Below are 20,953 nucleotides of genomic sequence, written 5' to 3' on the forward strand. Positions count from 1 at the left end.
TGATTTGTGAAAAATATTCTTGTGTTAATTTTTTCATTGCTTATAATTATTGGATGTACAAAAAGAATTCCCGAGCAAACTCAAAAGTTTTCAAATTTGCGCGGAGATTATCTCGGACAGCAGCAACCTGGAGACATCCCGCAACTATTTGCACCTGGTATTGTATCAACAGGGTTGAATGAAAGAGATGCCGCATTCTCACCTGACCAAACGGAATTTTACTTTTCAATTTGGCAAAATGGAAAAGGCACTTTACTGTTTATGAAAAGAGAAGATGAAAAGTGGACAAGTCCCGAAGTAATCCCATTCTCAGGCGTTTATAATGATATTGAACCGTTCATTACATACGACGGGAGCAAAATATTCTTTGCTTCAAACAGACCGGTTGAAGGCAAGGATCCAATCGATTATAATATTTGGTATTCTGAACGAAATTCAGAAGGTCAATGGATTGATCCGATAATCCTAGACTCTGCGGTTAACTCGCAAGCAAATGAATTTTATCCAACATTAACCGAAAACGGCGATCTATATTTTACTGCAGCAAATGATAAATCAATTGGCGGGGAAGATATATTTGTTTCACGTTATGTTGATGGAGTTTATCAACCTTATGAAAATCTTGGTGACTCAGTAAACTCAGCGAAGGAAGAGTTTAATTCCTTCATAGCGAAAGATGGTTCTTATCTTCTTTATACAACTACCGGTTTCGGTGATGGATTAGGCGGAGGAGATTTGTGGGTCTGTTTCAAAAAAGAAGATAATAGTTGGACCAGACCAAAAAATTTGGGTGAAATTAATTCGAACAAATTGGATTACTGTCCGTCTATTACTCCTGATGGCAAATTTCTATTTTTTACAAGCAATCGTGTGCTTGACAGAAATTATGAAGATCAAGTTTCATATGAGCAAATAGTTAGAGAATTTAACAATCCAATGAATGGTTCGGGAGATATATATTGGGTAAACACGGAAGTAATTCAAAAATTAAAATGAGAAATGTAAAATTTACTTTGCTGATACTATTAACGGTATTGATCTTTCACGGATGCAGCAAAGAAGAAGAAAAGCCCGCGATCGATTTGACCTTATTAACAGATGAATATTTGGGAGAACCGTTTCCGTTTGAATCAGCAGAAGTTTTTCTGGATGGATTAGTAACAGAAAAATACAGCATTCAAAATATTGCTTTTTCCAGAGACGGGAATGAATTTTATTTCACGCGAACAACTTTAGATAATGATTCTTCCACAATTTTTGTTTCCTTACTTAAGGATGAATACTGGACATCACCCAAGCCGGTTTCTTTTTCAACTCAATACAATGAAACAGATCCATTTATTACTTACGATAATCAAAAAATGTTTTTTGTTTCCGATAGACCAATACCAAGTTCGGAAGAATTTTATTTTGATTATAACATTTGGTATGCCGAACGAATTGGCGATACTTGGGGTGAACCGGTTTATATCTCGGAAATTAATTCCGAAGAGGATGAATATTCTCCGACTATTTCTGAAAACGGAACAATTTATTTTTCTTCCGCAAGAAATGATTCGGAAGGTTACTGGGATATTTATCAAGCCGAGTTTATTGATGGTAAATTTGTAACTCCGCGTAAATCACTTTATCCGATCAATACTCATTATCGGGATTGGGACCCGCAAATTTCACAAGATGAAATGAAAATGCTTTTCGTCTCAGATAGACCGGGTGGATTTGGCGGTGGTGATATTTACTTTTCAACGAAAGACGATGACGGATTGTGGGGAGAACCAATCAATCTCAGTAATAAAATTAATACTAATGATTATGAATATTTCCCGAGAATTTCATACGATAGCAATTTCTTATTCTTTACAAGATTATTAACAAACGAAGAAAATTATTATCAAGATAAAGCGTTGGATACACGAGATCCATTTGAATACATCTATTTACCGGAAGCCGGAAGAGGAGTTGTATATTGGATTATTGCTGATTCGCTAATAAACGTCAAATTTTAAAGCTTCCGCGTTCTTCCGAGATATTTCCGTTAGTAACATATTTTTTTGTGATCAGTGCTCGTCTGTCGGAATCCGTCATAGGAAATCTTCCATAAGTTTTTCTTACTTGTAAATAATGATTCAGAAAAATTTTTTCCTCTGAGGTCGTCCAATTATTAGGGGGTTGAAGTCTTAAATCCTTCAAGGTTTTTTTAAGAGTTTCGACTAAATAACCCGGTCTGTTTACGTGATTATCCAATAGTAATGCAACTCCGTATTCCGATGAAACCAAATCAGAGATTTTATAACTTTCTACTTTATAGCTTGTAGATTTATAGAAGGTATGAATTCGTGAAAAGGCATGTTCTACTTCTATTGCTGAAACAATTTCATCTTGACCAGCTTTCCAAAATCGAAAAGCCCAATATGCATTTCTTAATTGCTCTTTTCTATTAGCACTTATAAGTTCTTGGCCATTCAGAGAAAGTAATCCTGTAATATCATTTGCTTGAAAGATATCTAATCCATAATCCAAAAAATATTTATTGAAAATAGTTGGTGTTTTGGATTTGATTTTGGAAAGAAGAGCTGCAAGCTCACCGGCATTAGTTGAAGTTCCTAAAGTCCACTGAAACATTCCAAAAGAAAGAAAAGCATTATCCCATGTATTAACTGCATCTAAGTTTCCTTCATTTTCCGAGACGGATAAAATAACATTTATAGCTGATGAAGTTAAACCAAGGTTTGAAAGAGACTGACTATGCGATTGAATGAAATCTTTAGGAGTATTTTTACCGAGCGTAAATAATCCCTTTTGGTATTTCCTAAATGTCCACGTTAAACTACCGTCGGAAACTATCACATTATTTCCTGATACGGATTGAGTTAACTCAGCGACTTTTGTTATTTCTCTTAAAAATTCCGATCCGTAAAATGGTTTGAATTTATTAATAATTGATTCGGCTAATTTTTCGGTTAATTCTTCTCCCGAATCAAGATAACCTTGATCTTCCGCATATTTTTTTAGTGCTGCAATTGTACAATTTCCAAAATCACCATCGGCGCCATATTTATTCCATTTAAGTTGCAGTGTATATCCGAGTTCTGCAAGTAAAGTTTGTAAAGCTGCAATTCCGGTTTTGTATCTTCCATTATGTTTAATTCGTTTTTCAATCTCACCTTTTTGGACAGCGTCGTTTATTAGTTTTAGTTCATCCATTAATTCATAAAGATAGATCATTTGTTCAGCTGTTTTTTTCGAAACAGTTTTTCCGCCTGCTCTGATTTTATTGTTGGTGCAAAATGTATCAACAGCGTTAGAGGTACAATCTCCGTAGTCTCCATCTGCTCCGTAAGTATCCCATTTTAATTCTTTACCAAAGCCAAGCTCATATAAAATTGTTTGCAAAGATTTTACCGCTGCATTTTCGTCTGATCGGTATTTCAATGTTTTTTGAGTGAGGTTGCGTTTGTGAAGGTCTTTCAATACGTCGATGTGATTCATATAGTTTCCTAATATGTTCAATCTAATATAAGGATTGTAGAGGACTGAATAAACCTTACAGTTAAAAGTCGGTCGGGGCTTTTAAGAAATTAATTCTATGGAAAAGGTCTATTTATTAAGCTATTAAAAAGCTTTTGTACCATTTCCATCTTTGCTTAACCAAAAAGGTGCCCAGACTAAGCAAAATAGATTTATGCTTATATTAGTTTTTTTCGGATAGATAGATTCGGTTTCTAATTTTTCTAATGTTGCATCAAAATTATTGCTATAAAGATTCACCTCGCGTTCAAATTCCTCATCAAGTTCTTGTCTTTGTTTTAACAAAAGTTCAAGTGATTCTTCGGCTCGTTTAACGTCTGCGGTTTCTTTCATGGTTCTGCTAGCACCTCTCATCGCTGTTCCGGTTTTGCTCAAAGTACCGCTGCTAAATGTTTTTCTGCCAAATATTGAACCGAGTAGAGTCGTTCCAATTGAAATAGCGGTCTGTACTTTTTGTTGTTTTGCTTGGTCTGCCTCTCTAGCAACTCGTTCTTCGGCAGTTCTTATTTTTGATTCTAGCGAAATGATTTTTTTTGAATACTTATCTCTTAGTTTTTCAACCCATTGATCCCGTTGTTCTCTAAAAGCTTGATTCAGCATTATTCTAAATTCTCTTTCTGATTCATTGGGTTTAGAAGTTATTTTCATGGTGGGACTTTTTAATAGATCGAGTTTATGATTTCTAAAAATGAAATCCTTAAAATCTTTTTCCCAGTTAGAATAGCTGGCTTTTACCGAAGCTGGTTTAGGGAGTTCACTAAAAGAACATTCTGCTTCCGGTTTAGTTAATAACTCATCTTCAGAGATATCAGTCGACTCGGAGCTTAACCAATCTACAGCTATTGCAGTATTTTCAATCGGGGTGATTCTTGCAATATATGATTCTTGATTAATCTGCTTTTTGGTGTCACTAAATAAAACGTTAGCGCTTCCCCAAACGAAAGGCTTATAGGTAAGTTTTGCTTCAACCGAAGGGGCACTTCCTCTGTAAGGAATGTAAAATTGTTTTATTGAACTATCTATAACCGGAAGCACAGTGCTCACATTTTTATTTAAAATATGCTGAACATGATTTTTGGTAGACGATTTTGTGACCGATTTCAAAGTAGATATCTGCGATTTGGTAAGTGGACCAGCAAGATAAGATAGTGCCCATCGAGTACCGAAAACTACAGGTTCATTTTCGTGAACATTATGTAATAAAAATTTTCGTTTGCCCAGTCCCGAAATAATTGACGTAATTTCGTTCTTATTAAACTTATCCGAACCAGAAGAACTCATCAATCCGTCAATTAAACGATTGATGTCTTGCTCGGTCTGTAATCTTCCAATTAACCAAGTCCCGGTATTCGATAGTGCTTTATAATCAATATCAACAGGGTTCTGAGTTGCCAGTACTAATCCCAACCCAAATGCGCGCGCTTGCTTTAATAAAGTCATTAATGCTTTTTTTGAGGGTGGGTTACTTACAGGGGGAAGGTAACCGAAAAGTTCATCGAAATAAAGTATTGCTCTTAGACTGCTCGTCCCCGGCTGAACTCTCATCCAACTAATTAGTTGATTAAGCAGTAATGAAACAAAAAACATTCTTTCCGTATCGGATAAATGTGCAATTGAGATAATAGATAATTTGGGTTTACCGGTCGGCGTATATAAAAAGTTGTTGATGTTCATCGGTTCACCATTTAGCCAAGTTTGAAACGATGGTGAAGCTAAAAGATTATTTAGCATCATTGCTAATTTTAATCTATCGTTTTGCGGAAAAAAAGATGAAAGGTCAAACACACCAAGTTTTTCAAATGGAGGATTTTGAACCGCATTAATCAGTAACGCTAAATCGATAATATTTTTGTTTTGCCAGTAGTGGTTAAAAATTGCCGAAAGCAAAATGTGTTCTCTGCTTGTAAGTGGATCAGCGTTTAAATTTAACAGACCAAGCAAACTTCCAACAACCGATTCAATTTTATCGTGAATTGCATCCGCATCGTTTAATTGATCATAATTATCTAAGGAGAGAGATTCTAAAATTGAAATTGGAATTCCTGATGAGCTTCCGGGAGTATAAATTTCAACCTCAACTTTATCTTTCATCATCTTAATTCTATCTGAAGATTGACCCCAATCCCCCAATCCTTTTTTCCAAAGAGAAGCTTGTTGTTCGGCAAATTGTTCTTTTGTTAATCCATTCTTTTCGGCTTCACTTTCATTAACCCAAGGAAGAAATTCTTCCTTTGTTAATCCGTCAAAAGCAAGTTTCAGGTTTCCCATGTCACCTTTCGGATCAATGATTATTGCGGGAATACTATCGATTGCCGCTTCTTCAAGTAAAGAAATACACAAACCGGTTTTGCCGCTGCCGGTCATACCAATACATAATGCATGAGTCGTCAAATCTTTTGAATCGTATAAAATAATTTCATTGGTAAGAGAGTTGGATTTGAGATCAAATTTTTTGCCTAAATAAAAAGAACCAAGCTTTTCAAAATTTTCCATAAGTTGCTCTCACATTGGATTGATATTACTTTAAATATACGGAGAGATTTCTTTTGATTAAATATAAAGTGTGATAGTTTTCAAGTCAGTTAGAGAATGATAATTTTAATAACAATTATTATTTTGCCACGTCATTCAAAAAAGAACCGGATAATTAATGAACTATAAATTTATTCAATTCGATATAGATTCAAATGTAGGTTTAATTAAATTCAATCGCCCGGATGTACTTAATAGTTTTAATTTAGAGATGGGTAAGGAATTACATGAGGCTTTGGAAAAGTGTGATTCTAAAGAAATTAGATGTGTTGTTATTACGGGCGAAGGAAGAGCATTTTGTGCTGGACAAGATCTAGCCGAAGCAGTTCCGAAAGATAAACCGCTTGCCGAGCTAGGTAAAATTTTAGATGAAAATTATAACAAAACTATTCTACTTATAAGAAATCTAAATAAGCCTGTAATTGCCGCTGTAAATGGCGTTGCAGCCGGTGCCGGTGCAAATATTGCTTTAGCTTGTGATATTGTAATCGCTTCCGAAAAAGCTTCGTTTGCGCAAGTCTTTTCAAAAATTGGTTTGATTCCCGATAGCGGGGGTACATATTTTCTACCTCGATTAATCGGTTTTCAAAAAGCGTCCGCTTTAATGATGATGGGCGATAAAGTTTCAGCAGATGAAGCTGAAAAATTAGGAATGATTTACAAAGTCATTTCTGAAAATGAATTCAAAGAAAAAGTTAATGAAATTGCAAAACAACTTGCGACAATGCCGACAAAAGGTTTTGCTTTAACAAAAAAAGCATTGAATCAATCAATGAACAATGATTTGGAATCACAACTTGAACTGGAAAAGCAATTACAAATTGAAGCAGGCAATACACATGATTATAAAGAAGGAGTTCAAGCTTTTCTTGAAAAACGTAAACCGAATTTCAAAGGTAACTGATCTCGAAAATATTAATTATTAACCGAGGAAAAATGAAAAACAGTATTCAAAAATTATTTATTGCCATTTTATCATTAATCGTTATTTCGTGTGGTGTTGATAAACCGATTGCTGATACGATAATTATTAACGGAGTTGTAGCAACTGTTGATACTACAAATCCTTCCGCAGAAGCTATTGCAATTAAAAATGGTAAAATTTTAGCCGTTGGTACCAATGATGAGATTCTCGATCATCAAGGTGATTCGACAAAGGTTATTGATGCAAAAAATAATTTTGTTATGCCCGGATTTATAGACAGCCATGCACACTTTCTCGGGCTTGGTAAATCAAAAATGATTTTGGATTTACGTGGTGCAAATAATTATGATGAAGTTGTAGCAATTGTTGCCGAAGCGGCTGAAAATTCTTTGCCGGGTGAATGGATTACAGGAAGAGGATGGCATCAAGAAAAATGGGACCCGTCTCCGATTGAAAATGTAAACGGTTATCCTTTTCATGATCAACTTTCAGCAGCTAGTCCTCGTAATCCCGTTTATTTAACACATGCAAGCGGTCATGCAATTATTGCAAATGCTAAAGCGATGGAATTAGCCGGAATAAATTCATCAACCCCAAATCCTTCCGGTGGAAATATCGTGAAAGATTCTAGCGGAAAATTAACAGGTGTGTTTGAAGAAAACGCAGAGGATTTAATAGTTGATAAATATGAAGAGTATAGACAAACACTTACCGATGAGCAATTAAGACATGAGAAAATTAGAGCTTATGAATTGGCAGCAGAAGAATGTCTATCAAAAGGAATTACCTCATTTCATGATGCGGGGTCATCATTTGAGGAGATAGATTTATTAAAAAATCTAATCGATTCAAACAAAATACCGGTGAGATTAAATGTAATGATTTATGAAAATAATGATAGTCTCAAAGTAAAAATAAAAGACTATCATTTGGTTGGATATGGAAATAATCGTTTAACAGTCAGATCAGTTAAGAAATATGTTGACGGTGCATTAGGATCAAGAGGCGCATGGCTGTTATCGCCTTATTCCGATGACAGCACAAATACGGGATTAAATGTAACGCCATTAAGTGAGTTAAAAGAAACAGCTCAAATATGTCTTGAAAATAATCTTCAAATGAACACACATGCAATAGGCGACAGAGGAAATCGTGAAGTATTGAAAATTTACGAAGAAGCTTACAATAAAGACAACGAAAAAGATTTAAGATGGCGAATAGAACATGCGCAGCATTTATCAAATAAAGACATACCGAAGTTTACCGAATTAGGTGTTATAGCTGCGATGCAAGGAGTTCATTGTACATCGGATGCTGTTTTTGTGCCAAAACGACTCGGCCAATATCGTGCAAAAGAAGGTGCTTATGTTTGGAGGAAATTATTAGAAGCCGGAACAATTATTTGTAACGGAACAGACGCACCTGTTGAAGATGTAAGTCCGATAGCAAGTTTCTATTCTTCGGTAACCAGAATACTTTCGGATCAAACCACATTTTATCCTGAACAAAGAATGACGCGGGAAGAAGCTTTAAGAACTTATACAATCAATGGAGCTTATGCAGCATTTGAAGAAGATATTAAAGGAAGTATTACCCCCGGCAAACTCGCGGATATTGTAATTCTTTCAAATGACTTGCTAAATTGTGAAGATTGGGAGATCACGAATACACAAGTCTTAACAACAATAGTAAACGGAAAAGTTGTTTATCAAAACCAGAAATAAGAATTTAAAGAAGGACTTAATTTGCAAACCTATATAGCTTTGTTGAGAGGAATTAATGTATTGGGAAAAAATATTCTGCCGATGAAGGACTTGAAATCCATTCTCGAAAAACTTGGTTGTAAGGAGGTGCAAACTTACATTCAAAGTGGAAATGTTGTACTCAAACATGATGAAAAGGATGTAAAAGTTCTTACCGATAAAATTAAATCTGCGATTAAGAAGAATCATGGTTTTGAACCCAACGTAATGTTATTAAAAAAGAAAGATATTCAAAAAGTAGTTGCAAATAATCCGTTTCCGCAAGTCGGTGAAAATCATAAATCATTACATGTATTTTTCCTTGAGAGAAAAGCAGACAGAGCAAATTTTGATAAAATGAATGAGATTAAAACCGAAACCGAACAATTTAAGTTGGTCGATAAATTTTTCTACTTTTATGCACCGGATGGATTCGGTAAATCAAAGCTTGGCGATCGTGCGGAAAAATTATTAGGTGTTTCGGCAACCGCACGTAACTGGCGGACAGTTAAGAAAATTAAAGAGATGATTGACGAAGTGAGATAATGGACTTCATGTCTACTATAGTTATCCTGAATCAAAATGAATTTTATCGAGGTGAAGAATCTCCATTTATAAAATAACCAATTTTTAAAGTGAGATTCGTCGTTCCACTCAAAATGACCTACGCGTTCGACTTTAATATAATTACATTTTTCACTCAACTTTCGTGAATTCTCTTCGTCTAAATTAACCGGACAATAAAGTATTAATTAAGACAACAGTTCTTATTTAACATATAGAGGTTAATGTGAAGACTTCCCGGATGTTGATTATTGCTTTACTTTCTTTATCGCTTATTTCCGTAGAAATTATTTGGACGAGAATTTTTTCGGCTGAATATTTTTACACTTTCGCGTTTATGATTATCTCACTGGCTATACTTGGATTAGGTTTAGGCGCTCTTTCGTTACGCTTGTTTAATTTTCTTAACAAAGATTGGATAGTAGGCGTTACACTTGTTCTTTCCGGTTTAACAATTCTTGCCGGACCTATCGCAATAATAAAAATGAATTTGGATTTTACATCTTTGCTTAACGATTGGATATCGATGGTTAAACTTATAGCTGCGATAGCAATTTTAAGCTCTACTTTTTTCTTCGGAGGAATAGCGCTCGCAAAATTATTTAAGAGTGATGTTTCCCAAATGCCGCTGCTCTATATGTTCGATTTAATTGGTGCAGCATTCGGAGTTTTACTTTCGGTTATAATGATGAACTCATTCGGAACTCCGTCCTCTGTTTTCCTAACATCAATACCAATTTTTATTGCCGCATTTATTGCAATGAATAGTTGGAGAAAATTACTGCCGGCACTTTTGGTTTTAATTGCAATTGGAATGTCGCCTTACTCAAATGAATTTTTAAAATCGGGAAAACCGGACCGCGCAGAAGTGATTTATACTTATTGGGATGCAATGGCGAAGATCAAAGTTTTCGATTACAATGGACAGGCAAGGGGGATAAACATTGATAACGCAGCAAACTCACCGGTATATCCTTTTGACGGAAACTATAATAAACCAGACTCACTTAAGTATGAATATAACATCAGCGTTAAAAATCTAATTGATAGGTTTGATTCTTGCACTTTTTTATCTCTTGGTGCCGGGGGCGGAACAGATGTTCTTCAAGCATTACAAGAAGGTGCAGCAGAAGTTCATGCCGTTGAAGTGATAGACCATATTAATTATTTAATGACTGAGGGAAATCTCGCCGATTACAGCGGTAATATTTATAATGATCCGAGAGTAAAAGTAATTACAGAAGACGGTCGAGCTTATGTAAGAAGATTCGAAAACAAGTTCGATATCATCTATTCACTAAGCTCGAATACGTTTGCCGCTCTAGCATCGGGTTCATTTGCCTTGGCAGAAAACTATCTTTTTACAACAGAAGCATTTCAGGATTATTGGAATTCACTTACCGACAGTGGTTTTGTAATGATGGAACATCAATTTTATGTGCCGCGTTTAACCTCTGAACTTATGTTGGCACTCGAAGAACTTGATGTAGAAAATCCAACGTCACATTTTGCTGTTTACAACCTGCCTAAGATGAGAAGAAACATTCTTTTTATCTCAAAGCAACCGTTAACGGAAGAGTTAATGCAAAACGCTTTCGGTGAAGTTCCGCAAGGTGCTCAGAATTATCATTACTTACTTTACCCGGCGGCAGATTCGGTAAAAGACAATCTGATTAATCAAATTGTTACTAAGGGATGGGAAACAGCTCAAGTTAATGCAGCAATCGATATCTCTCCTTGTAACGACAACAGACCCTTTACGGCTCAGCTCGGTTTGATGAGGAATTTTCAGTTTGGGAAAGTTGAAACAATTTTACCATATGAATTTTACGGATTTCCGCTTTCAAAAATTATTATTACAGTAATTTTGCTAATTGTTGTTTTTCTAATTGTCCCGCTAAATCTAATTCCGTATTTAAAGAAGGGACCAAAACTAAGAGCAGTACCATGGCTATACTTTTTTGCTATAGGACTTGCGTTTATGATGGTTGAAGTTGTTTTAATGCAAAAGTACACTCTCTTTATCGGGCCGAGTGTTTACAGCATTATTACAATATTACTCGTACTTCTTTTGGCGTCCGGAATCGGGAGCCGTTATTCCGAAAAATTTTCACCGAAATTTGTATTTACATTTATCTCAATTTGGCTTCTGATAGATGTTGTAGCTTTCACAGAACTGATTTACGCTTTAGGTGGTCTCACTATGGCTCCGAGAATAATTATAACGGCAATCTTAATCTTCCCGCTTGGCTTTTTTATGGGAATGCCTTTCCCTAAGGGTTCGTTACTAATTGGCGAATTAGTTGATTGGGGTTTTGCGGTTAACGGGGCTGCGTCGGTTCTTGGGTCAACTATTGTCGTTTTAATTGCTTTCTCTTTCGGATATGCCACGGCTTTATTACTGGGAGCGGTAATCTATTTACTAGCTTATTTGTTGATCTCATTTAAGAGAGCATGGTAGTAAATTTAATTTCTTCATCCCGCTCTCAATTGTGTTAAAGAGCGGGATGAGAATCTCTCATTCATTTTTAATAACTTTCCTTAATTAAACACACACTATTTTCTTTGGAGTAAAATGAAAAGATTCGGATTGGTTATTCTTTTTCTTGCAACTATTTCTTTAGCACAAGAAAAATTTATGGCTGTTACTTTTGATGATTTACCGTTTCAGCAAAGCGGACAATATTCTTCCGAAAAGCAGTTTGAATTTAATAAACAGATTATCAAACATATTTTAGAATATAATATACCCGCTGTCGGTTTTGTAAATGAGGGCAAGCTGGTAAAAGAAAACGTTATTGATGAAACCGGAGTGGAGATATTAAAATTATGGCTTGACTCAGGTTTGGAATTAGGTAATCACACCTACTCACATCCAAATATTAATGCCATACCATTCGAAGAATACAAAGCAGATGTATTAAAGGGTGAAGAATTTACGAGAAAACTTGCCGAAGAAAGAAATATTAAATATGAATATTTCCGACATCCTTATTTACGAAGCGGAGAGACGGAAGAGATAATGTTATCATTAAAAAAATTCTTAAAGGATAATAATTACAAAGAAGCTCCCGTTACAATTGATAACTCGGAATGGATTTTTGCATTCGGGTACAACAAAGCATTTAAGGAAAACGACATCGAGATGATGCAAAGATTAGGTGCTGATTATGTGGATTATATGATAGAAAAAATAAAATATTATGAAGAACAATCACAAAAATTGTTCGGAAGAAACATTAAACAAGTTTTGCTTGTTCATGCCAATTTACTTAACGCCGATTATTTTGATGAACTAGCCGAAGCAATTAAGAATGAAGGATATCATTTCGTCTCATTGGATGAAGCTTTGCAAGATGAAGCTTATAGTTCGGAAAATAATTTTGTCGGAAAATACGGTCCGTCATGGATTCATCGATGGGCGTTGACACTTGGAGTAGACGAGACATTCTTTAATGGTAATCCACGTGTTCCTCAATATCTAAAAGATTATTCGGATATACAGTATGAATAACTTTTGGAAAACAATTTATTAATGGAAAATATTAACTTGCTTCCCAATTGTTTTCAATTATATTAATGAATAGTTCTTCATGAAATGTTCTTTACTTTTTGTTTCCTCTCGTCAACAAATTATTAATAGCGGAGGATAAAATGTTGTATCAAAAGTACATCCGTTTAGTTGAGGATCATGCCGAACAATTGACTAAAAAGTGGAGTCACGAAGTTCGGAATAATCCTTCTACACCCGGTTACAAAAATATACCGGAGAAGCAACTCAATGAAAGAGTTTATGATGTGTTCAAACGATTGGGAGATTATTTATTGCAGGACGATCCCGATTTTAGAAAAACAGCCGAACATTTTATTAAACTCGGACGTGAAAGAGCCGTTGAAGGTATGAAAGTTTCCGAAGTAATTTATGCACTTATTTTAGAACGAGTCGTAATTTGGAATTTTATAGTTGAAGAGGGTTTAATCTCAAGCACACTTGATCTTCATGAAGCGTTGGGTTTTTACATGAAGATTAATAACTTTTTTGACAAAGCCGAGTATTTTATTGCAAAGGGTTTCGAGAGTGTTCATTTAAGTGATATTGAAATTAGCGGAGAGAGTGATGTTGTTAACAAATCGGTTGATGCGGTAATGAGATGGTTTATGAAAAAGAATGATTATAACATTTAGGTTTTCAAATAAAAGGAGAAATAAATAGATAAAATGACAAATCGAATTTTAGTAATAGTATTTTTGGCCGTATTATTTACTTTTTTTGCCTGCTCTGAAGAAGAACAAAAATTAGAAGTGTATAGTCCGGAAGCATTCGCGTTTAATATTGGAACTGAATGGGAATTAAATGCAAGCGCACAGGTAAAAGGATTTACACAAGTTGAAGATGGAAAAGAATTCTCTACAAAACTATCATACTATGTTAATCTAATTACTCCGTCTAATGAAACTTTGGAAGAAATTGATTACGGTATGATTAATAGAACAAGTCCGGAAAAATTAATGGACACACAATTAGAAATACAAATCGTTTTTGATTCTACTTTTGCAATTGGTGATTATACTTTGCAAATTTTTGTAATGGATGACTTATCTGATCAGCAAGATTCAACACAAGTTAAGTTTACCCTAGCAGATTAATTTTTATGTAGAGACACAGCAGTGCTGTGTCTCTGGGATTGATAATTAAATATTTTTTTTTACCTTCATTCGGTTACCTAAACAGTTCTAAAACTCCAGTAAGAATAAGGTCACATAGTATAATTCGATTATATTGATAATTGGTGCCGGGCAATTAATGATTTTATAGAAAAGAGAGAAATTACAATTAACGTGGGTTCGTCATGAAAAAGATAATATTTATTGTGCACTTATTTTTTATGACCATCGTCAGTGGGCAATGGTACGTTAAAGAACTTGATAAAACTTATGCTAGTTTTAATGATATAGAGTTTTTCAATGAAGACGTGGGATTTGTTGTTAGCGATAGTGGTTATATCTTAAGAACAACAAATTCAGGACAAGAATGGCTCGAGATCAATAGTTTAACCGAAGAAGATTTATCTGCCATTTCTTTTTATGAAAATTCTGTATGGATTTCAGGTGATAACGGTACGATAATTTATTCAACAGATATGGGATTAAATTGGCAAGTGTTCTCAACAAATATTGAAGAGAAAATTTTAGATATATCATTCGTTGGTGAAGAGTTAGGATTTGGAGTTACATTAAATAGTGTATTAAAAACAACTAACTCAGGAGCCGCTTGGAGTAATATCCATTCAAGTGATGCTTTATACAATAGTATCAGTTTCCTTGATGATAATATTGGTTTTGCAACAGGAGAAATAACGACGGGGAGTAATTTCAACGGTATTATTGATAAAACTACTGATGGCGGAGAAACATGGACACGAGTTGTAACGACACCGGAAGGTGGGACTATAACATCAATGTTTTTCCTAGATGACACTTTAGGCTTTGCAACCGGGCTAGATTCTCATTTTCTTAAAACATCTGATGGTGGAAATACCTGGCTGCATAGCTATGTTGAAATGAAAGGGCAGTATGAATTTGAGGATATATTTTTTGTGAGTGAACAATTAGGGTGGTTAGTCGGTTGGAATAGTGTTATCCTTAACACAACTGATGGGGGTGAAACTTGGACAAATCAAATTTCAGAGTTGCCAATTGGATATGTAACTGCTCTACACTTTTTCGATCAAAATAATGGGATTGCAGTTGGTGGAGATGCTGGGGCTAATGGATTTGTGTTAGCAACCAACAATGGAGGAATTACCTCAATACGTGACGGAGATAAAACACTTTTATATCCCTTTACCCTCGAACAAAACTATCCCAATCCCTTTAATCCAAGTACAAATATAAAATTTACAATTTCCAACGTAGGGGACGAATATATTCGTCCCCTACAGACCAAGTTAATTGTCTATGATATTCTTGGTAGAGAAGTGAAAATATTATTAAATAAACCGATGCATGGCGGAAATCATAATATTGAATTTAATGGTACAAGTTTACCGGGTGGAATTTATTTTTATAAACTTACAGTTGGTAGCTTTATTCAAACACGAAAGATGGTATTGCTCAAGTAATTCTGGCTAAGTGTGATTGTTTTGTGTGAACAGAAAATTCCAAACCTACAATCTTTCAAAAAATTCTCTAAGCTTTTCATCATCAAGCAATCCATTAGTCCTAACACCGCTGCAAAGATCAATTCCGAACGGCTTAACGGTTTCTACGGCATCCCTTACGTTACTTGGGTTTAATCCACCGGCGAGAAAAACCGGTTTTGATATTGACTCAACAATTTTTTTACTGAGCGACCAATCGTGAGTTTTTCCGGTACCGCCGAGCACTTTCACATCTAATTTTTGATTACCACTATCGAGTAAAATTGCATCAACGCTTTCAGAAACAGTAATTGCTTCATGTACCGAGGATTCATCATTAACATGAATAACCTGTACAATTGAAATTCCCGGCAATGCATTTTTCAATTCCTTATGTGTTCCTTCGATTAAACGATCGACAATCTGTATGGTATTTGTTTTACATCTCTTTTGATGTTCGATAATCCCATTAACAGTTTGTCGGCTGGTTAAAAGAAAAGTAGAAATTCCCGGCGGTGTTTGAGTTGCAATTTCTTCAATTAATTCATCCGAAATAACTCCCGGTCCGCTTGGCATTTCTGCCACCAGTCCAATTGCAGAAGCGCCGTATTTTACGGCTAGCTTCATCTCTTCAATTGAAGAAATGCAGCAGATTTTTACTCTTGGTTTTTGCATTTGCGAGAAGTAGTTTCTTATTATTAATGTTTTCCAAAATAATCAAATTCTCTTCATAAAAGCTAACTTTGAGCGTAAAATCACTTGTATTAGTTAACGGATATTATATATTTAACAAAGCAATTCCAACAAAATATAAAAGTGGATGATTATTCACGAAAAGTTTCATTGTGATCGATAGTAGTTAAATTAGAAACTCATCAAGATGAGAACCTCGAATGATGTTATCGAATCAAAAAGAAATCCAACCAATAAAATCATCTCCAGCATTTTCTTTTATAAATAATTTCCCACTTCAATCAGTTAGTATATTTCAATTAATTTCTCTGCTTATAATTTTTGCGATTTTACTCAACTCAAAAATCTCTGCACAAGAAGATGAATTAACTAAACTACTTCAGCTTGATCTCGAGGAATTGACGGATCTAAAAATAATTTCTGCAACAAAAAGATTAAATAGAATTAGTGAAGTTCCTGCAACGGTAAGAGTTATTAAAACGGATGAAATTAAGGAAAACGGTTATCTAACACTTGAAGAAATTTTATCGGATTTGCCGGGATTTCAATTTAGAAATATACAGGGATTCAATAGCTATGTTTTTCAAAGAGGTATTATAAATCAAAATAATTATACGCTTCTGCTTGTCGATGGTGTTGAAATTAATGAACTAAGTTCGGGCGGTTTTTATGCGGGCGGACAATTTAATTTGGAGGATATTGAACAAATTGAAGTCGTTTACGGTCCGGCGTCATCTCTGTACGGAACTAATGCAATTTCCGGTGTAATTAATATTATCACGAAAAATCCCGAGGCGGAAAACGAAATTCATATCTCCGGCTTAATCGGTTCATTTAATACATATACAATTAATTCTAGTTATTCATTTTATGATGAAGAAGAAAAACTCGGTTTGAGAATTTCAGGAATGTATTATAATTCCGAAAAAGCTGATCTTGCCGGTGTCAATGGAGATTTCAATTGGTCACCTGATATGGAAAATTTTGAAAGAGATTATTCACTAAACTTAAAAACAGCATATAACAATTTTATATTGGGCGTTTTATTTCAAAACAAACAAGCTTCCCGAACTACAAATTATAGATCTGTTGGAACAAATTATTTAGATAAGAATAGTTTGTGGAATATAAGTTTCGCAAATATTTTTATGAAACATTCATTGTTCATTCAAGATAATCTTGATATTCAATCGAAAGTAGCTTATACCAACACAACGGTTCATGATAATACCATTGCTTATGTGACGGATACTTCTCAAGTTGGATACTATCGTCCAAACTATTCACTTACGGCTGAGCTTGTTACTTATTATCAACCACTAAGTGAATTGAAATTAATTGGAGGAATAAATTTCAAATCGGAATGGCTTTCGAAGCAGTTTTCAATTACAGAAAGTAATTCTTCATCAGAAAAACCACCCATTCCATCAGAACCAAATATTGATAGAAACGATATCTTAAGTTTATTCATTCAATCTGAACTGAGTTTATTGAGAATGTTAAATTTTTTCATCGGTGCTCGTTATGATCAAAGCAGTGTTTATGGAGATGTGATCACACCAAGAGTCGGATTAGTTCTAAATTATGAACGACTTACTTTAAAAGCTTTGTATTCAGAAGCATTCCGCGCACCTAAACCGTGGGATTATACAAGTGGTTTAGGAAATCCAAATTTGACACCTGAAAAAATGCGTTCTTTTGAGTTAGCCGGAGGATATTCCTTCGCCAATATTTTGAAAGTTGGAGTTTCATTTTATAATAATAAGCTGATAGATATTATTGACCAAGAGTTTATTGGTAACGAATACAAATGGGTTAATAAAGGAATAGTTAAAGTAAGAGGTGTTGAAACTACTACCGACATTTATCTGAAAAATGTGAAAGCTTACATGAATTATACATATAATTTTTCCACGAACAATGATGATATATTTCTTCCGGAGATTTCAAGACACATCGCAAATGTTGGAGTAAATGTTAAACTTTCTGAAGTAATAAAATTATCTCTAAGAGGAAATTATATTGGGAAGAGAACCAATCCGCAAGTTATTACAAACACCGGAAATGATTTAATTGATGCGGCATTTATTTTACACTCGGCTTTAACATACACTGCTTTAAAAAATCTGAATCTCACTTTGAGTATTAAAAATATCCTCGACACAGAATATTATCATACATCAAATAGACCGCCGGATAGATATAGACAGCCACAGCGTACTATTTTGTTTAATGTAGATTTTTCATTCTGATGACAAAATGAAGAAAACAAATATTAATATTGCTCGTTATGTGATAATTAGTTTTGTTCTCTTGGTATCATTGCGAATTAATCTCATATCCCAAAGTGAATCTGCCACCCTTGAAAATGTTTTGTCGGTCTATATTTATAATTTTTCAAAATATATTGAATGGCCACCTAGTCAATCGGACAAATTCAATATTTGTATTTGGGGTGAAAATAAAATTATCTCCCCGCTGGAAGTCATTGCGAAGAAGGAAACTGTAAACGGAAAAGAAATTGAGGTGAAAGAATTAAACAAACTTAATGAGATCGAAAAATGTAATATTCTTTTCTATCCGGGAAATAATATTCGAGTCTTTTCAAGATTAATTGATTTTGCTAATGAGAAAGCAATTCTACTGATTACAAATTCAGAAGGATTCGCAGAGAAAGGTGCTGGAATTAATTTCATTAAAGTTGAGGATAAAATAAAATTCGAAATAAATAAACGGGTGCTGGAAAAAAATAAACTAATTCCAAATTCACGATTACTTTCTCTTGCCGTGAATGTTTATGAGTAACAAGTTTAGTAAAGACTATAAATCTTAAGCGGATGAAGAAAAAATTTCAAAATATCTCTATCAAAAACAAGCTTCTGTTAATTATAACAGGAGCAAGTACATTTGCTATAATTTTAGGATTAGTCGCCTATAGTGTGTTTGATGTAATTAATTATCGCGAGGAAATTAAGAATAATTCTTCTATTACAGCAGCCTTAGTAGGGGAGTATTGTAAAGTGCCGTTATCATTTGGTTACAATGATGAAGTAGATGAGGTTTTGATCAAACTAAATGCTATTCCGGAAATAGTGAACGCTTTTGTTTTTGAACATAATGGAAATCTATTTTCGGGGTATAACAGAGATGATAAAAGTAACCTAATGATCAACAATTATGAAGAAATAAATTTTAGTGATAATTGGAATTACATTCACATTATTCACGAGATTAAAACAGGAAATGAAGTTGAAGGGACAATTTACCTCCGAGTTTCTACCGCATCAATATTAGAAAAGATAATTAGCAACGGATCCATAATACTTATCCTATTAATTCTGTTAGCCATTCCAATTTATATTATTGCAAACCGTCTTCAAAAAATAATTTCTCAACCGATTCTAAATCTGGCTGAAGCATCGAAACAAATAGCAAGGTCCGAATCTTATGAAATTGTGGTTGATAAAAATAGAAAAGATGAAATCGGATTTCTTTACAGAAGATTCAGCGAAATGGTGGCAAAATTAAAACAAAGGCAAGATGAAATTGACAAAACTTCTGCCGAGTTAAAGAAGCTTAATGAAGAACTAGAAGACAGAGTAAGTGTAAGAACAAATGAATTACAACATGCTATAAGAGATCTAAATATTGCAAAACAAGCTGTTGAAATGAAAAACCTAGCTTTACAAAATGAAATTGAATCAAGAATAGCAACCGAGAAAGCTCTTTTCGAAAGTGAACAAAAATTAGAAAACATTCTTAATTATGCGCCTTTGCTTGTTTATATAAATGACCTTGAGGGAAACTATCTTTTTGTTAATAAAGAATTTGAAAAATTGATGAAGCTTAGTTATGACGATGTCATTGGGAAAACTGATTTAAAATTATTTCCTAAAGAAAGAGCTGAAAGAAATATTGCCCAGAATAAAAAAGTTGTTGAAACGAATCAGCCGCAAGTATTTGAAAATGAATCGATAAAGAATGGAGAAACTCGATATTTCTTAGATTTACTTTTCCCGGTTATGGATAGCAGTAATAAAATATTTGCAACCTGTGGATGGTCTCTCGATATAACTGATCGCAAAAGATCGGAACAAGTTTTACAAGAATCCAAAGAAAAAGCCGAAGCTGCTGATAGACTTAAGTCGGCTTTTCTTGCAACCATGTCTCACGAACTTCGTACTCCGTTAAATTCGATAATAGGTTTTACAGGCATTTTGTTAAAAGAATTAGCGGGACCATTGAATGATGAGCAAAAGAAACAACTTGGTATGGCAAAAAATAGCGCACAACATCTTCTAGCATTAATTAATGATGTGCTGGATATTTCTAAAATTGAAGCCGGTCAACTAGTTGTTTCATTAACCAAGTTTGATTTTATATCTATGCTTAAAAATGTGATAAATTCTATTACTCCTTTAGTACAAAAAAAGAATCTTAATTTAGAGTTAGATATTCCAACTACAGAAGTCGAAGTCACAAGTGATGAAAGAAGACTCGGGCAAGTGTTCTTGAACCTTCTTAACAATGCTTTAAAATTCACCGAAAAAGGAATTGTAAAAGTTGATTGCAAAGTTTATAATGGAAAAATTATTACAAAAATTATTGATACGGGAATCGGAATTAAACCGGATGATCTCGAAAAATTATTTAAACCATTTGTTCAAATTGATACCGGATTGACAAGAAATCATGAAGGAACCGGACTCGGTCTGTCAATCAGCAAAAAATTAGTAGAAAAATTGGGCGGTTCAATCTCTGTTGAAAGTGAATTCGGAAATGGAAGTACATTTGTTGTAACTTTAGATATTTAATATGTTCTAAACAAA

16 protein-coding genes are annotated in these 20,953 nt (G+C 34.3%); 13 read left to right on the plus strand and 3 right to left on the minus strand.

Annotation, left to right across the window (positions count from 1 at the left end; translation table 11 throughout):
- Positions 1 to 6: 6 nt before the first annotated feature.
- Positions 7 to 996 (plus strand): hypothetical protein, encoded by a 990-nt coding sequence (locus QY331_00815; GenBank protein WKZ69790.1) that lies wholly within the window; start codon positions 7 to 9, stop codon positions 994 to 996.
- Entirely contained in the window at positions 960 to 2,006 is a 1,047-nt protein-coding gene (locus QY331_00820) for a hypothetical protein (protein ID WKZ69791.1), read from the plus strand. Before QY331_00815 ends, QY331_00820 begins: the two co-directional genes overlap by 37 nt.
- On the opposite strand, the gene QY331_00825 is transcribed toward QY331_00820, so the two are convergent.
- Together QY331_00825 and QY331_00830 are read right to left on the minus strand one after the other, a co-directional pair.
- Entirely contained in the window at positions 1,996 to 3,489 is a 1,494-nt protein-coding gene (locus QY331_00825) for a hypothetical protein (protein ID WKZ69792.1), read from the minus strand. The two genes, QY331_00820 and QY331_00825, sit on opposite strands and share 11 nt — an antisense overlap.
- Before the next feature lie 123 nt (positions 3,490 to 3,612).
- Entirely contained in the window at positions 3,613 to 6,021 is a 2,409-nt protein-coding gene (locus QY331_00830) for a DUF87 domain-containing protein (protein WKZ69793.1), read from the minus strand.
- 157 nt (positions 6,022 to 6,178) lie between these two features.
- Here QY331_00830 and paaG point away from each other — a divergent pair, with 157 nt between their 5' ends.
- From paaG to QY331_00870, 8 genes are all read left to right on the plus strand, one after another.
- Positions 6,179 to 6,964 carry a 2-(1,2-epoxy-1,2-dihydrophenyl)acetyl-CoA isomerase PaaG gene (paaG, locus tag QY331_00835; GenBank protein WKZ69794.1) on the plus strand — a complete coding sequence of 262 codons (786 nt, stop codon included), beginning with the start codon at positions 6,179 to 6,181 and terminating at the stop codon, positions 6,962 to 6,964.
- A 32-nt stretch (positions 6,965 to 6,996) separates the two neighbouring features.
- Entirely contained in the window at positions 6,997 to 8,709 is a 1,713-nt protein-coding gene (locus tag QY331_00840; GenBank protein ID WKZ69795.1) for an amidohydrolase, read from the plus strand.
- A 21-nt stretch (positions 8,710 to 8,730) separates the two neighbouring features.
- Positions 8,731 to 9,273 (plus strand): DUF1697 domain-containing protein, encoded by a 543-nt coding sequence (locus QY331_00845; protein ID WKZ69796.1) that lies wholly within the window; start codon positions 8,731 to 8,733, stop codon positions 9,271 to 9,273.
- Between the two features lie 244 nt (positions 9,274 to 9,517).
- Entirely contained in the window at positions 9,518 to 11,752 is a 2,235-nt protein-coding gene (locus QY331_00850) for a hypothetical protein (protein WKZ69797.1), read from the plus strand.
- Positions 11,753 to 11,866: 114 nt separating this feature from the next.
- Positions 11,867 to 12,805 (plus strand): polysaccharide deacetylase family protein, encoded by a 939-nt coding sequence (locus tag QY331_00855; GenBank protein WKZ69798.1) that lies wholly within the window; start codon positions 11,867 to 11,869, stop codon positions 12,803 to 12,805.
- 140 nt (positions 12,806 to 12,945) lie between these two features.
- Positions 12,946 to 13,476: an RsbRD N-terminal domain-containing protein gene (locus QY331_00860; GenBank protein WKZ69799.1), complete on the plus strand. Its 531-nt coding sequence runs from the start codon at positions 12,946 to 12,948 to the stop codon at positions 13,474 to 13,476.
- Positions 13,477 to 13,509: 33 nt separating this feature from the next.
- A complete protein-coding gene (locus QY331_00865) occupies positions 13,510 to 13,938 on the plus strand; it encodes a hypothetical protein (protein ID WKZ69800.1) in 429 nt (142 codons plus the stop codon).
- Positions 13,939 to 14,141: 203 nt separating this feature from the next.
- Positions 14,142 to 15,413 carry a YCF48-related protein gene (locus tag QY331_00870; GenBank protein WKZ69801.1) on the plus strand — a complete coding sequence of 424 codons (1,272 nt, stop codon included), beginning with the start codon at positions 14,142 to 14,144 and terminating at the stop codon, positions 15,411 to 15,413.
- 45 nt (positions 15,414 to 15,458) lie between these two features.
- Here the strand turns inward: QY331_00870 and QY331_00875 are convergent, their stop codons facing one another.
- Positions 15,459 to 16,106, minus strand: coding sequence for a phosphoribosylanthranilate isomerase (locus QY331_00875; GenBank protein ID WKZ69802.1), 648 nt, complete (start codon positions 16,104 to 16,106; stop codon positions 15,459 to 15,461).
- Between the two features lie 218 nt (positions 16,107 to 16,324).
- Here QY331_00875 and QY331_00880 point away from each other — a divergent pair, with 218 nt between their 5' ends.
- From QY331_00880 to QY331_00890, 3 genes are read left to right on the plus strand one after another with little or no spacing between them, the layout of a single operon-like run.
- Positions 16,325 to 18,376 (plus strand): TonB-dependent receptor, encoded by a 2,052-nt coding sequence (locus QY331_00880; protein ID WKZ69803.1) that lies wholly within the window; start codon positions 16,325 to 16,327, stop codon positions 18,374 to 18,376.
- 7 nt (positions 18,377 to 18,383) lie between these two features.
- Entirely contained in the window at positions 18,384 to 18,929 is a 546-nt protein-coding gene (locus QY331_00885) for a YfiR family protein (protein ID WKZ69804.1), read from the plus strand.
- 32 nt (positions 18,930 to 18,961) lie between these two features.
- On the plus strand, positions 18,962 to 20,938 hold the full coding sequence (locus QY331_00890; protein ID WKZ69805.1) for an ATP-binding protein: 1,977 nt from the start codon (positions 18,962 to 18,964) through the stop codon (positions 20,936 to 20,938).
- Positions 20,939 to 20,953: the final 15 nt, after the last annotated feature.

This window comes from Melioribacteraceae bacterium, assembly GCA_030584085.1.
Taxonomy (GTDB): Bacteria; Bacteroidota; Ignavibacteria; order Ignavibacteriales; family Melioribacteraceae; genus SURF-28.

Coding starts and splice junctions, on each gene's coding strand:
- QY331_00860 (WKZ69799.1), top strand. CDS start 12,946: ATGTTGTATCAAAAGTACATCCGTTTAGTTGAGGATCATGCCGAACAA.
- QY331_00825 (WKZ69792.1), bottom strand. CDS start 3,489: ATGAATCACATCGACGTATTGAAAGACCTTCACAAACGCAACCTCACT.
- QY331_00880 (WKZ69803.1), top strand. CDS start 16,325: ATGATGTTATCGAATCAAAAAGAAATCCAACCAATAAAATCATCTCCA.
- QY331_00840 (WKZ69795.1), top strand. CDS start 6,997: ATGAAAAACAGTATTCAAAAATTATTTATTGCCATTTTATCATTAATC.
- QY331_00890 (WKZ69805.1), top strand. CDS start 18,962: ATGAAGAAAAAATTTCAAAATATCTCTATCAAAAACAAGCTTCTGTTA.
- QY331_00855 (WKZ69798.1), top strand. CDS start 11,867: ATGAAAAGATTCGGATTGGTTATTCTTTTTCTTGCAACTATTTCTTTA.
- paaG (WKZ69794.1), top strand. CDS start 6,179: ATGAACTATAAATTTATTCAATTCGATATAGATTCAAATGTAGGTTTA.
- QY331_00885 (WKZ69804.1), top strand. CDS start 18,384: ATGAAGAAAACAAATATTAATATTGCTCGTTATGTGATAATTAGTTTT.
- QY331_00875 (WKZ69802.1), bottom strand. CDS start 16,106: ATGCAAAAACCAAGAGTAAAAATCTGCTGCATTTCTTCAATTGAAGAG.
- QY331_00870 (WKZ69801.1), top strand. CDS start 14,142: ATGAAAAAGATAATATTTATTGTGCACTTATTTTTTATGACCATCGTC.
- QY331_00865 (WKZ69800.1), top strand. CDS start 13,510: ATGACAAATCGAATTTTAGTAATAGTATTTTTGGCCGTATTATTTACT.
- QY331_00830 (WKZ69793.1), bottom strand. CDS start 6,021: ATGGAAAATTTTGAAAAGCTTGGTTCTTTTTATTTAGGCAAAAAATTT.